Origin of the sequence: Rhodococcus mengyinensis (genome assembly GCF_048381435.1) — a bacterium.
Classification (GTDB): domain Bacteria; phylum Actinomycetota; class Actinomycetes; order Mycobacteriales; family Mycobacteriaceae; genus Rhodococcus_F; species Rhodococcus_F opacus_D.
The window spans coordinates 185,169-198,357 of sequence record NZ_JBLWIT010000109.1; the positions used below are offsets into that span (position 1 = coordinate 185,169).

At 69.8% G+C, this 13,189-nt stretch carries 9 protein-coding genes; 2 read left to right on the top strand and 7 right to left on the bottom strand.

The window, feature by feature from the left end:
• Positions 1-31 precede the first annotated feature (31 nt).
• Both ACNJ7E_RS23375 and ACNJ7E_RS23380 read right to left on the bottom strand, forming a co-directional pair.
• On the bottom strand, positions 32-2,170 hold the full coding sequence (locus ACNJ7E_RS23375) for a 3-hydroxyacyl-CoA dehydrogenase NAD-binding domain-containing protein (RefSeq protein ID WP_025431691.1): 2,139 nt from the start codon (positions 2,168-2,170) through the stop codon (positions 32-34).
• Between the two features lie 29 nt (positions 2,171-2,199).
• The gene (locus tag ACNJ7E_RS23380) at positions 2,200-3,414 is read right to left on the bottom strand and encodes an acetyl-CoA C-acetyltransferase (RefSeq protein ID WP_005253367.1); all 1,215 of its coding nucleotides are present in this window, start codon (positions 3,412-3,414) and stop codon (positions 2,200-2,202) included.
• Between the two features lie 234 nt (positions 3,415-3,648).
• On the opposite strand from ACNJ7E_RS23380, the gene ACNJ7E_RS23385 reads away from it, so the two are divergent.
• Positions 3,649-5,298, top strand: a complete 1,650-nt coding sequence (locus ACNJ7E_RS23385; RefSeq protein WP_418341082.1) for an amidase — start codon at positions 3,649-3,651, stop codon at positions 5,296-5,298.
• A gap of 10 nt (positions 5,299-5,308) precedes the next feature.
• On the opposite strand, the gene ACNJ7E_RS23390 is transcribed toward ACNJ7E_RS23385, so the two are convergent.
• From ACNJ7E_RS23390 to ACNJ7E_RS23405, 4 genes are all read right to left on the bottom strand, one after another.
• Positions 5,309-5,980, bottom strand: coding sequence for a response regulator (locus tag ACNJ7E_RS23390; protein WP_418341083.1), 672 nt, complete (start codon positions 5,978-5,980; stop codon positions 5,309-5,311).
• On the bottom strand, positions 5,977-7,944 hold the full coding sequence (locus ACNJ7E_RS23395) for a sensor histidine kinase (RefSeq protein ID WP_418341084.1): 1,968 nt from the start codon (positions 7,942-7,944) through the stop codon (positions 5,977-5,979). The genes ACNJ7E_RS23390 and ACNJ7E_RS23395 overlap by 4 nt, the downstream gene beginning before the upstream one ends.
• A 20-nt stretch (positions 7,945-7,964) precedes the next feature.
• Positions 7,965-8,666 (bottom strand): hypothetical protein, encoded by a 702-nt coding sequence (locus tag ACNJ7E_RS23400; protein WP_283354586.1) that lies wholly within the window; start codon positions 8,664-8,666, stop codon positions 7,965-7,967.
• A gap of 81 nt (positions 8,667-8,747) precedes the next feature.
• Entirely contained in the window at positions 8,748-11,024 is a 2,277-nt protein-coding gene (locus ACNJ7E_RS23405; RefSeq protein ID WP_418341085.1) for a DNA polymerase III subunit gamma and tau, read from the bottom strand.
• 210 nt (positions 11,025-11,234) lie between these two features.
• On the opposite strand from ACNJ7E_RS23405, the gene ACNJ7E_RS23410 reads away from it, so the two are divergent.
• Complete coding sequence (locus ACNJ7E_RS23410; protein ID WP_280781790.1) at positions 11,235-12,581, top strand: ammonium transporter; 1,347 nt, start codon at positions 11,235-11,237, stop codon at positions 12,579-12,581.
• A 6-nt stretch (positions 12,582-12,587) separates the two neighbouring features.
• Here ACNJ7E_RS23410 and ACNJ7E_RS23415 read toward each other — a convergent pair whose 3' ends face one another.
• Positions 12,588-13,181: an HhH-GPD-type base excision DNA repair protein gene (locus ACNJ7E_RS23415; protein WP_283332732.1), complete on the bottom strand. Its 594-nt coding sequence runs from the start codon at positions 13,179-13,181 to the stop codon at positions 12,588-12,590.
• Positions 13,182-13,189: the final 8 nt, after the last annotated feature.

Below are 13,189 nucleotides of genomic sequence, written 5' to 3' on the forward strand. Positions count from 1 at the left end.
CAAAAAGGCGCACGGGCGGCGGAGCCGCCTGCTACTTCAGCGAGGCCGGCGGGGTGAAGCGCTCACCGTACTTGGCGGCGAGTTCTTCGGCACGCTTGACAAAGCCGGCCTGGCCGCCTTCGTAGCCCTGGATGTACTGCGACACACCGCCGGTCCAGGCGGGGAAGCCGATACCCATGATGGAGCCGATGTTGGCGTCGGCGGTGGTGAGGAGCACACCTTCGTCGAAGCACTTCTGCGTCTCGATGGCCTCGATGAACAGCATGCGCTCGATGAGGTCCTGGAACGGCACCTCGAGTTCCTTGGAACCGAAGTTCTCCCGCAGCCCGGACCACAGGCCGGTGCGCTTGCCGTCGGCGTAGTCGTAGAAGCCGGCGCCGCCGAGTTTGCCCTTGCGGTCGAACTTGTCGACCATCGTGTTGATGACGTCGCCTGCCGGATCGGCGGGCAGTTCCTTGCCTTCGGCCTTCGCAGCTTCCGCGGTTTCCTTGCGGATCTTCTGCATCAGCGTGAGGTTCAGCTCGTCGGACAGCTGCAGCGGTGCCGCCGGGTAGCCGGCCTGCATACCTGCCTGCTCGATGGTGGCGGGCTCGATGCCCTCCGCCAGCATGGCGATGGCCTCGTTGATGAACGTGCCGATGACGCGCGAGGTGAAGAAGCCACGCGAGTCGTTGACGACGATCGGCGTCTTGCGGATGGCCTGGACGTAGTCGAAGACGCGCGCGAGGGCCTCGTCGGACGTCTTCTCGCCGCGGATGATCTCGACGAGCGGCATCTTGTCGACGGGGGAGAAGAAGTGGATTCCGATGAAGTCCTCTTGACGCTTCACACCCGTCGCCAGGCCGGTGATCGGCAGGGTCGACGTGTTCGAGCCGAGCAGGGCCGTCGGCTCGACGATGTCCTCGATCTCCTGGAACACCTTGTGCTTCAGGTCCTGCGACTCGAACACGGCCTCGATGACGAAGTCGACACCGGCGAAGTCGGCGGGGTCGGCGGTCGGCGTGATGCGGTCGAGCAGCGTCTTCGACTTCTCCTCGGTGGTCTTGCCACGCGAGAGGGCCTTGGCCTCGATGCCCTCGGAGTACGCCTTGCCCTTGTTGGCGGCCTCGATGGTGACGTCCTTGAGGACGACGTCGAAGCCGGCCTTCGCGGACACGTAGGCGATGCCCGCGCCCATCATTCCGGCACCGAGCACACCGACCTTGGTGATCGGGGTCTTCTCGATGCCCTCGGGGCGGGAGGCGCCGGAGTTGATGGCCTGCAGGTCGAAGAAGAACGCCTGGATCATGTTCTTCGCGACCTGGCCGGTGACCAGCGACGTGAAGTAGCGGGCCTCGATGAGGAGCGCGTTGTCGATGTCGACCTGCGAACCCTCGACGGCGGCGGCCATGATGGCGCGCGGTGCCGGCATGGGAGCACCCTTGAGCTGCTTGCGCAGGTTCGCGGGGAACGCGGGCAGGTTGGCTGCGAACGCCGGGGTGGACGGGGTGCCGCCGGGGATCCGGTAGCCCTTCTTGTCCCACGGCTGGACGCCGCCCTCGGGGTTGGCCTTGATCCACGCCTTCGCGGCGGGGACCAGCTCCTCGACCGAGGACACGACCTCGTCGACGAGTCCGACCTCCTTGGCCTGCACCGGTCCACGCTGCTGACCCTGGAGCAGCACCTGCATGAGCGCGTTCTGCAGGCCGAGCATGCGGACGGTGCGCACGACGCCACCGCCGCCGGGCAGCAGGCCGAGGGTGACCTCGGGCAGGCCGATCTTGACGCCCTTCACGTCCGCGGCGACGCGGTGATGCGTGGCCAGGGCGATCTCGAGTCCGCCACCGAGCGCGGCACCGTTGATGGCAGCGACGACAGGCTTGCCGAGCGTCTCGAGGCGGCGCAGGTCCGACTTGATCGCGACGCTGTGGCTGTAGATCTCGTCGGCGTTCTCCGGGCCGACCTTGATCATGTTCTTCAGGTCACCGCCGGCGAAGAACGTCTTCTTGCCGGACGTGATGACGACACCGGTGATGGAGTCCTTCTCGTCGACGAGGCGGTCGACGGTCGCCTTCATCGAGGAGATGTAGGCGTCGTTCATGGTGTTCGCGCCCTGGTTGGGATCGTCGATGGTGAGCACGACGATGCCGTCGGCGTCCTGCTCCCAGTTGATGATGTTCTGCTCGCTCACTGCTTCAAGTCTCCTGATGGTCCGGGCGGTCAGACGCGCTCGATGATGGTGGCGACGCCCATACCGCCGCCGATGCACAGGGTGATGAGGGCGTACCGGGCGTTACGGCGCTCGAGCTCGTCGATCATGGTGCCGGTGATCATGGCGCCGGTGGCTCCGAGCGGGTGTCCCATCGCGATGGCACCGCCGTTGACGTTGAGCTTCTCGTCGGGGATGTTCAGGTCCTTCTGGAACTTGAGCACGACGGACGCGAACGCCTCGTTGATCTCGAACAGGTCGATGTCGTCGACGGTCAGACCGGCGGCGGCGAGGACCTTCTTCGAGGCCGGGGTCGGGCCGGTGAGCATGATCGTGGAGTCGGCACCGCTGGTGGCCGTCGCGACGACGCGGGCGCGCGGGGTCAGGCTCATGTCCTTGCCCGCCTGCTCGGATCCGACGAGGACCAGTGCGGCGCCGTCGACGATGCCGGAGCTGTTGCCGCCGTGGTGGACGTGGTTGATCTTCTCGACCCAGTGGTACTTCTGCAGCGACACGGCGTCGAAGCCGCCCATCTCACCGACGCCGGCGAACGACGGGTTGAGGCCCGCGAGGTTCTCGAGCGTGGTGCCGGGACGCATGTGCTCGTCCTGATCGAGGACGGTGAGGCCGTTGATGTCCTTGACCGGGACGACGGACTTGGCGAAGTAGCCGCCCGTCCACGCCTTCGCGGCGAGGTCCTGCGAGCGGACGGCGTACGCGTCGACGTCCTCGCGGGAGAAGCCCTCGATCGTGGCGATCAGGTCGGCGCCCACACCCTGGGGAACGAAGTAGTTGTCGTAGTTGGTGGCCGGGTCGAGCGCCCACGGTCCACCGTCGGAGCCCATCGGCACGCGGGACATCGACTCGACGCCGCCGGCGATGACCAGTTCGTCCCAGCCGGAGCGCACCTTCTGCGCGGCGGTGTTGACGGCCTCGAGGCCGGACGCGCAGAACCGGTTCAGCTGGACGCCGCCGACGGTGTCGGGCAGTCCGGCGTCGTTGACCGCGACGCGCGCGATGTCCATTCCCTGGTCGCCGACCGGGGTGACGACGCCGAGGATCAGGTCCGAGATGCGATCCTCGTCGAGGTCCGGGAAGCGGGCGCGGAGCTCGTCGATCAGGCCGGTGACCAGCGAGATCGGCTTGACCGAGTGCAGCGAACCGGTCTTCTTTCCGCGGCCACGCGGGGTGCGGATGGCTTCATAAATGAATGCCTCTGTGGTCACTGTGGAGTGTTCCTTCCTTATCTGCGTCGACGCCGACCGTGCACACGGCGCTCTGCACGGGGCATACCCCGGCACGTCCACCTTAGAACGTGTTGCAAAACGGAAGGAAGGACCGAAGCGATCCTGGATCGTGACCCAGGCGATCACGATCGGCCGGTCTGCGCCCTGCCCGGCCCGCCTTTCGTGCTGTAATGACGCGGCGCTCGACCCGACCCGAGCGGAGGAGAACACGCTGTGACCACCCGACTGTCCCGCCGGCAACTGTTCGGCGCCGCGACCGCGGGTGCGGTGACCGTCGCCGGGCTGGGGCGTGCCGCGGCGTCCGCGAATCCGGCTCGTCGGCTGCCGTCTCCTGCCGCGATCACGGCGTCCGATCCGGCTCTCCTCAGCGCGGTCGAGGCCGCGTCGCTGTTGCAGTCCCGGGCGCTGCATCCGCGCGAACTTCTGGACGCGTGCCTGTCGCGCAGCGCCGCGCACGACGGCGGCATCGGGGCGTGGATCCGTATCTACCCCGAGCAGGCGTACGAGGCCGCGGAGTCCGCCGCACGGCGACTCGCGGAAGGGTCCGCGCCGCTGGTGTGCGGATTGCCGATCGCGTTGAAGGACCTGTACGCGGTGGCCGGGCTGCCCGTCACGGCGTCGAGCGGCGTCCTCGAGGGCAACATCGCCGCCGGCGATTCCGGGGTGTGGCGGCAGCTGCGCGACGCGGGCATGGTGCTGATGGGCCACGCGCACACTCACGAGTTCGCCATCGGAACGGCGACACCGCAGGTGGGGAACCCGTGGGGCGTCGAATATTCACCGGGCGGCTCGTCCGGTGGCAGCGCGGCCGCCCTCGCCGCACGGTTCGCGCCCTGTGCGGCGGGAACCGACACCGGCGGGTCATTGCGCATCCCTGCGAGCGCGTGCGGGATCACGTCGATCAAACCGACGTTCGGCCGGTGCAGCACCAGCGGGGTGATTCCGCTGACCTGGACGCGCGATCACGCCGGCCCGATGGGCCGCAGTGTCGCCGACGCGTCGCTGCTCCTGAGCCACATGGCGGGCGTCGACGTCGACGATCCCAGCACGTCGGTGGGTCCGGACGTTCCCGCGGAGGGTTACCCGCTGGCCGCCGCGGGCGGGTCACGCCCGCTGACCGGCACGCGCTTCGGGTTGCCTCGGGGCGTCGCCGACGACCTGCCCGGCCCGATCGGGACCCTGTTCGCCGGCTTCCTCGACCTCGTCCGCGCACTGGGCGGCGAGATCGTCGACGTGACCGAGCCCGACGTCCCGAAGGGGTTGCTGAGCGGCGACTATGCCGAGTTCGGCTCGTATCACCAGCAGTTCGCGGACCGGCTCCCGGCATACGGCCCGGAGTCGGCGCTCGCCGCGACCGCGGCGATGGCGAGCCTCGCCCTGCCCGTAGCCGACTACTTCGCACTCGAACGCGCACGGCTGCGCTACCAGCACGACTACAACCGGATGTTCGCCGAGCACCGGCTGGATGCGATTCTGCGTCCCGGCGCACTCACCGACGGCGTGCGGCGCGACGCACTCGCAGATTCGAGCGTGTTCGCCGGTGCGCGGGAGAACTACTTCTGGGCCAACTACACGGGGGCACCGGTCGTCTGCACCCCGGTGGGCGGGTCCGCGGCCACCGGCATTCCGTTCGGCGTGCAACTGGGCGGTCTTCCGTGGTCCGAGGCGTCGCTGATCTCCATCGTCCTGGAACTGCAGGAGGCGCAGCCGGTGTGGCGGGACACGCCGCCGCTCGGCCCGGCGCCGCGGCGGATCCCCGAGGTGCGGGTAGCGGCCCCCGGCGCCGGACCGACGGCGACCAACACGGACGACACGGGCCCGGGCATCCGGTTCGTGCCGACGACGTCGACCGCGGCAGTGTGACCTCGCGAGGTCAGGCGTCGAGGCCGAGACCCGCGTCCCGTGCCCGGACGATCGCGGCGGGACGGTCGGGCACACCGAGTTTGGCCAGCACGTTCGACACGTGGTTGCGCACGGTCTTCGGGCTCAGCACGAGGCGCCGCGAGATGCTCGCGTTGTCGTAGCCGCGGGCAACGAGGTCGAGGACCTCACGCTCCCGGTCGGTCAGCTCGGGGAACACCGTGGGGCCCACCCTGCGTGAGGCGGCCATGAAGCTCATCGCGCGGGCCGCGACCGCGGCGCCGAGGATCACCTCACCGTTGGCGACCGCCCGGACCGCCCGTTCGACCTCCCCCGGGTCGGCCCCCTTCACCAGGTAGCCGCGAGCCCCGGCACGCACCGACGCGACCAGCGATTCGTCGTCCTCGTGCATGGTCACCACGAGCACCCGCAGTGCGGGGTGCCGCTCGACGAGCCGCCGGGTGGCGTCCACCCCCGAACCGTCCCCGAGTTCGAGGTCCATCAGCACCACGTCGATGTCGCCGTCGACGACGTCGAGCGCCTCCGCGACGGAGCTGGCCTGCGCGGCCACCTCCATGCCGTCCAGCGTCGACAGCAACGCGACCATCCCCAGCCGGAAGACCGGGTGGTCGTCGACGACGGCGACCCGGATGGACGAGGTGGTGGAATTCGCGGCGGCGCTCATGATGCGGTCAACGGTAACCGGGCCGTGACCACCGTGCCTGTCGGACGGGCGGATTCGATGTGGAGCGTGCCGCCGAGTTCGTGGGCCCGCTCGCGCATCGACCGGGTTCCGACGCCGCCGCCCCCGGTCGGATCGAACCCGCACCCGTCGTCGTAGATGACGACGGTGAGCATCTCCCGAGCGAACGTGGCGTCGACCCGGCAGCCGTCGGCGCCGCTGTGCCTGCGCGCGTTGGTGACGGCCTCGACGACGATCCCGTACGCCGCGGCGCTGATCTCCGCGCCCAGCCTCGGCGGTGGTTCGGCCTGCACTCGCAGCTGGAATCCGCTGCGCGACTGGTTGGCCGCCAGTTCGTGCAGCGCCGGGACCAATCCGAGCTCGTCGAGCACCGGCGGGAACATGCTGCGGGACAGCTGCCGGACGCCCTCCACCTGATGGTCGAGTTGCTCCTGCAGCGCGTCGATGAGTTCCGCGGCGGCGGCGGGATCCGAGCCGAGCAGGTTCCGGGCGCCCTGCAGGCCGAGTCGGATACCCGCCAGCGACGGACCCAGCCCGTCGTGCAGTTCGCGGCGAATCATCTGCCGTTCCTCCAGTCGCACGGACGCGAGCCGCCGCCGCGCCTCCTGCAGATTCTCCGCCGACTGCAGCACGACGAGACCGGCCGTCACCACCGCCGACAGTTCGGTGAGCGACCGGCGGGTGCGCGCCCCCAGCGACTCCCCCGGTGGCGCCGTCACGACCATCGTCCCCAGCACCGCACCGCGGTGGGTCAGCTCCACCGACTCGGCGTGCCCCGTCGCCGAACCCCACACCGCGGCAACCCCGTTGGCGCGACGCACGGACACGGATTCGAGCCGCAACGCGACGCCCACCCCGGCAGCGAGACCCTCCAGGAGTTGTTCCGGGGTCTCGGCACTGCCGAACTGCCGGCCCAGGGTCCGGACGGCCCGCGCCGGATCCGCGCCCTCGCCGTAGACGAGGCGGTGCACCCGCCGCTGCAGCCACAACCGGACCGGCTGCACCGCGACGGCGACGACACCCGCCGCGACCACCTGCGCCCCCACCGAATCGCCTTCGGGCAGCAGCGCCGTCACGGCCGTGGCCACCACCACGTAGAGCACCAGCAGCAGCACGGTGAGGGTGCCGGCCACCGTCGCGCGGCTGACGGCGAGGTTCAGCCCCCACATCCGCTGGCGCAGGATGCACACCAGGATCGCGACCGGATAGAACGCCTGAACGGCCAAGTGCACCAACGGGTTGAGCACCCACAGACCCGGCAGTGACGCGGGCAGCGCCAACGGAACGTACGCGGCGGTCATCAGCGCCGTGCCGAGGCACATCCATCCGAGCCCGACACGCTCGTCGGGTGGGCCGTGACGCCACCGCCACCCGCAGTCCGCGGCCGCCGCAGAGCCGACGACGAGAACGGGCGCGATCACCCAGACCGCGGGGATGTCCGTGAACGTGCGGGACCAGAAGTACCAGGCCGTCGCGGCGATACCCGCGAGGACGCCGAGTTTCGCGCCGACGCCCAGCGGGTGGTCGCGGATCAGCCACGGCACGATCAGGAACAGGCTGAGCGTCCCCGGAATCCACGCGGTGTTCTGCAGCGGCGACAGCACGTCAACCCACGGCAACCCGGGACGCACGAGCGCGAGTTGCGAATAGCTGTAGCTCAGCGCGGCGACACCCACGCCGATCGCGGTGAGCCCCATGATGATCGGCACCGGGTGCACCCGCCGCGCGAGGACGACGCCCGCCACGGTCCCGTAGACCGCCGCCCCGACGACGTCCACCAGGAAGAACAGTTGGTTCGAATCGATTCCCGGATCGGCCCGGACGAACGCCACCACCGAGAGGACGACCAGAATCCACGCGGACACCGCCATGACAGCAGCAGGTACGGGCGCACCGCCCGTACCTGCCGACCCCTCGGTCGTTCGAGTCTCCTTCTGCTTCACCATGATGCGAACGAGTATCGCCCCTACTCGCGCACGGTGTCGGCGAAAGCGAATCCGATCGCGCTCACCAGCACCCACAGCGGTCCGGTGAACCCGGCGAGGTACTGCAGCGGCGAGACGCCGATGACGGCCGTCACCAGGCCCAGGACCAGGCTGACCCAGCCGATCCACCGCGGGCCCGCCTGTCCGCGCAGCAGTGCGACGGCCACCGCCAGCGCGCTGACGCCCGCCCCCGCCCACAGCCACGGGATGGTGCCCATCCAGTGGCCGCCGACCACCGCGAACGCCGGCACCAACTGGTCCGTGTCACCGAGACCGAACACCAACTCGGTGGTCAGGCCGGTTCCCAGCAGGCACGCCGCCGACGTCAGGACCAGACCGAACGCCGCGACCGACGGCAGGATGCTCTCGGCGGGCAACGCTGCCCGCAGCCGCTGGGACAGCCCGGCGGCGAAGACGAGGATCAGCAGCGCCGTGGTCATGATCGACACGTGCATGACGAGGATCCCGGTGCGCTGTCCGGCGAGGCCGTTCATGATGGCGACCGCGTCGCCGGCCGACGCCTCCGCATAGACGGCGTCGATCGACATGCTCGCCTGGATGCCGACGATGCCGGCCACGCCGGCGAGGACCCCGACGTAGGCCCACCACCGGCTGCCACTTCGCGGTCGTGCCGTCGCCGGGACCTCGTTCTGCACGCCGTCTGGAACGTTCACTGTGCTCATGGGACGAGAATCGGCCACCCGGCGTCCCGGGCACCAGGGGCGGATGTCCCGATGTGGCGGGACCGCCGACGGCCCTTCGGGTCAGCCCTCGAGCTTCTTTGCCCCGAGCATGTCCTTGAGCAGTTCGAACGCCACGTCTTCCGGGTCGCGGCGCGTCGCGGGGTCGACGGGTTCCGCCGCCTCCGCGAACATCTCTTCCTCGTCCTCGGGTGTGGAGACGGGCGGCGTGGTCGCCGAAGCCTCGTAGTCGATCGGCCCGGGATCGTCCGGGTAGTCGGGTGCCTCCGGCGGCGGAATGTCGTCGTCCGGTTCGGACGACGGACGTGCCTGTCCCGCACCCGGGCCCGAGTCGGAGCGCTGCGTGTCGGACTGCTGCTGCGGCGGGCGCTGTGCGGTCCGCTCCTGGCTGGGCCGGGAGAACCGCGGTGCGCCTGCCGGTTTCGTCGGCGTTGCGGCGGCCTTCGCGACCGGTGGCGGCGGCGCCGTCGGAGCGCCGGCCTGATACTCCACTTCCCAGGTGCCGCCGAACATCTCGGCGAGCACCTCGGTGATCACCTGGGCGTTGTGCGGTGACGCGATGCGAGCGCCCAGGTTGGGGACGGGGTGCGCCAGGATCAGGCGGTTGCCCTGAACGTCGTGCACCGTCGCGGCCGACAACATGGCAGGCAGGATCTTGTTCCGCTGACTCACCTTTTCGCGCAGCGAATTCCAGGCTTCCCGCAGCGCGGCAGCATCCGGGCCGGCGGATGCGGCGGGCGCCGCCTCCACCTCGGGGGCGATCGGCGGCTCCGGCTCGGGTTCGGGAGTCGGCTCCGGCACAGGAGTCGGTTCCGGCGCAGGACTCGGTTCCGGCGCAGGGGTCGGCTCGGGTTCCGGGACCGGAGCGGGCGCCGGTGCGGGAGTCGGCTCGGGCTCGGGTGCGGGAACAGGGGCCGGCTCGGGCTGCGGCTCCGGTTCGGGAACAGGGGCCGGCTCGGGCCGCGGCTCCGGTTCGGGAACGGGCGTCGGCGCGGGCTCCGGAACCGGCCGCGGCATCGGTTCGGGTTCCGGCTCGGGCGGCGGGGGCACGGTGGCCGCCGCGGCCTGGCGCATCGACGGTCGCTGGAACTTCGGTTCCGGTTCCGGCTCGGCTGGTTGTTGCGGCGCACGCGCAGGAGCCGCCGCGGGCCGCTCGGCCGCGTCGACGGCCGGCGCCGACCCGGCGGGCGGAAGTCCGCGTTCGACCCGTTCGAGTCGCTGCAGCACGGCGGACTCCGCATCGGACGCCGAGGGCAGCAGCATCCGGGCGCACATCACCTCGAGCAGCAGGCGGGGGGCGGTGGCGCCGCGCATCTCACCGAGGCCCGCGTGCATCACCTCGGCGTAGCGGGTGAGCGTGGCGGGACCGATCCGCTGGACCTGCGCGCGCATGTGCTCGAGCACGTCGCCGGGCGCGTCGACCAGGCCACGTTCGGCGGCGTCGGGCACCGCCTGCATCAGGATGAGGTCGCGCAGACGCTCGAGCAGGTCGACGGCGAACCGGCGTGGATCGTGCCCGGCGTCCATCACGCGGTCGACCGTTCCGAACAGCGCTGCACCGTCGCCGGTGGCGAGCGCGTCCACGGCGTCGTCGATCAGCGCGACGTCGGTGACGCCGAGCAGCGCGAGAGCGCGCGGATAGGTGACACCCTCGTCGCCCGCGCCGGCGAGCAGCTGATCGAGGATGCTCAGCGAGTCACGCGGCGAACCGCCACCCGCGCGGATGACCAGCGGATACACCGGGTCCGCGACCGGCACACTCTCCTGGTGGCAGATCTTCTCCAGCAACCCGCGCATCGTCGCCGGTGCGAGCAACCGGAACGGGTAGTGATGGGTGCGCGAGCGGATGGTCGGCAGCACCTTTTCGGGTTCGGTGGTGGCGAAGATGAAGATGAGGTGCTCCGGCGGCTCCTCGACGATCTTGAGGAGCGCGTTGAAACCGGCCGTGGTGACCATGTGGGCCTCGTCCACGATGAACACCCGGTACCGGGATTCGGCGGGCGCGTAGAACGCGCGGTCGCGCAGCTCACGGGTGTCGTCGACACCACCGTGGCTGGCCGCGTCGAGTTCGGTGACGTCGAGGTTGCCCGACCCGCCGGGGCCGAGGGCCACGCACGAGGGGCACTGGCCGCACGGCGTCGAGGTGGGACCCTCGACGCAGTTCAGCGATCGGGCCAGGATGCGGGCAGACGACGTCTTGCCACAGCCGCGGGGACCGGAGAACAGATACGCGTGGTTGATCCGTCCGGCGTCGAGAGCGGTGCTCAGTGGTTCGGTGACGTGCTCCTGCCCCACCACCTCGGCGAAGGATGCGGGTCGGTACTTCCGGTACAGGGCCACGCGGAAAGACTACCGGCGGTCCCCGACAGTCCGGGCCGGGTGGTCGAAGCACCCGCTCAGCACCCGCTCGGGGCGCTACTCACAGGCGGAAGTCCGAACCTGACCGCATTGCGTAACACGTTCGCAACGCAGCGGCAGCACAGTCGAAACCGCTCACGGTCATCGTGACTTTCCGCGCCGGGTTTCGTCCCGGGGTGTGAGGAGAATGTCGTGCCTGCAATCGACGCCGGAGCAACCGCCTGGCTTCTGATCAGTACCGCGCTGGTCCTTCTGATGACGCCGGGGCTCGCCCTGTTCTACGGCGGAATGGTCCGTTCCACCGGCGTACTGAACATGATCATGATGAGCTTCGTGTCGATCGCGCTGGTCACGGTCGCGTGGCTGGTGGCCGGATACTCCCTCATCTTCGGCGACGACATCGGCGGCGGACTGATCGGCGGGCTGGAGCACCTGGGGATGGTGGGCATCGACCCGACCACCGTCCACGGGCAGGTGCCCGAGATCCTGTTCGCCACGTTCCAGCTGACGTTCGCGATCATCACCGCCGCGCTGATCAGCGGTGCGATCGCCGATCGGGCCAAGTTCTCGGCCTGGATGATCTTCGTGCCCGTCTGGGCCCTCGTCGTCTACGCACCCGTCGCGCACTGGGTGTGGAACCCGCAGGGCTGGATCGCGCAGTTCGGCGCCCTCGACTATGCGGGCGGACTGGTCGTCGAGATCGTGTCCGGAGCGTCGGGCCTGGCGTTGGCGCTGGTGCTGGGCCCGCGTCTCGGTTTCCGGTCCGAGTCGATGCGCCCCCACAACCTTCCGCTGGTGTTGCTGGGCGTCGGCCTGCTGTGGTTCGGCTGGTTCGGTTTCAACGCCGGCTCCGCGCTCGCCGCCGACGGCACCGCCGCCGCGATCTTCCTGAACACCCTCGTCGCCGGGTGCACGGGCCTGCTCGGCTGGCTCCTCGTCGAGCAGAAGCGGGACGGTCACCCCACCACGTTCGGTGCGGCGTCCGGCGTCGTCGCGGGTCTGGTCGCGATCACCCCGTCCTGCGGCACCGTCAGCATGGTCGGGGCGCTCGTCGTCGGCGCCGTCGCCGGTGTGGTCTGCTCGTTCGCCGTCGGCTGGAAGTTCCGCCTCGGGTACGACGACTCGCTCGACGTCGTGGGAGTCCACCTGATGGGCGGCATCGTCGGCACCCTCCTGATCGGACTGCTGGCCACCGAGGTCATGACCGACGGACCGGAAGGCCTCTTCTACGGGGGCGGGTTCGCGCAACTCGGCAAGCAGTTGCTGGCCGTGGTGGTCGTCGCCCTGTACGCGTTCGGAGTGACGTACGCGCTGGGCAAACTGATCGACCGGATCTTCGGGTTCCGGGTGAGCGCGGAGGACGAGTCGTCCGGCATCGACCTCGCGCTGCACGCCGAATCGGCGTACGAACACGGTGTGCTCGGGCACGGTCCGGGCAGCGGCGGTCAGGGCAACAGCGTCTTCCCGTGGATGCACGAGGCCGAACGCCGACGGCACCTGGACGCCGAGCGGAAGCAGAAGCCGTCCGATCCCGAGTAGCGGCGGCTACTTCTTCTTCGCTGCCGCAGCCTTCTTCGCCTCGGCCTTCGCGGCTTTCTTGAACTCGCGGACCTCGTGGAGGCTCTTGTCGTCCACGACGTCCGCGATCGACCGCCGGGATCCCTCGGTGCCGTAGTCGCCTGCGGCCTCCCGCCAGCCCTTCGGCTCCACACCGATCTGCTTGCCGAGCAGTGCCAGGAAGATGCGCGCCTTCTGATCGCCGTAACCCGGCAGCGCCTTCAGCCGTTTCAGGACCTCTTTGCCGTCGGGGTCGCCGCTGGTCCACAACGCCTCGACGCTGCCGTCGTAGTTCTCGACGAGGAACGCGCACAGCGACTGGATGCGGGTGGCCATCGATCCGGGAAACCGGTGGACCGCCGGTGTCTGTGAGCAGACGGCCGCGAACTCTTCCGGATCCATCTCCGCGATGCGATGCACCTCGAGGCCGCCGATCCGGTCGTCCAGCTTCTTCGGACCCGCGAACGCCGTCTCCATCGGAACCTGTTGATCGAGCAACATCCCGATGAGCAACGCCAGCGGATCACTCGCCAGAAGCGCGTCGGCGTCCGGATCCCCTACCAGATTCAGCGTGCGTGCCATGCTCTGAT

What these genes read in the sequence shown, in the direction of transcription:
- ACNJ7E_RS23390 (WP_418341083.1), bottom strand. Translation starts at nt 5,980, where the DNA reads ATGAGCGCCGCCGCGAATTCCACCACCTCGTCCATCCGGGTCGCCGTC.
- ACNJ7E_RS23395 (WP_418341084.1), bottom strand. Translation starts at nt 7,944, where the DNA reads ATGGTGAAGCAGAAGGAGACTCGAACGACCGAGGGGTCGGCAGGTACG.
- ACNJ7E_RS23400 (WP_283354586.1), bottom strand. Translation starts at nt 8,666, where the DNA reads ATGAGCACAGTGAACGTTCCAGACGGCGTGCAGAACGAGGTCCCGGCG.
- ACNJ7E_RS23415 (WP_283332732.1), bottom strand. Translation starts at nt 13,181, where the DNA reads ATGGCACGCACGCTGAATCTGGTAGGGGATCCGGACGCCGACGCGCTT.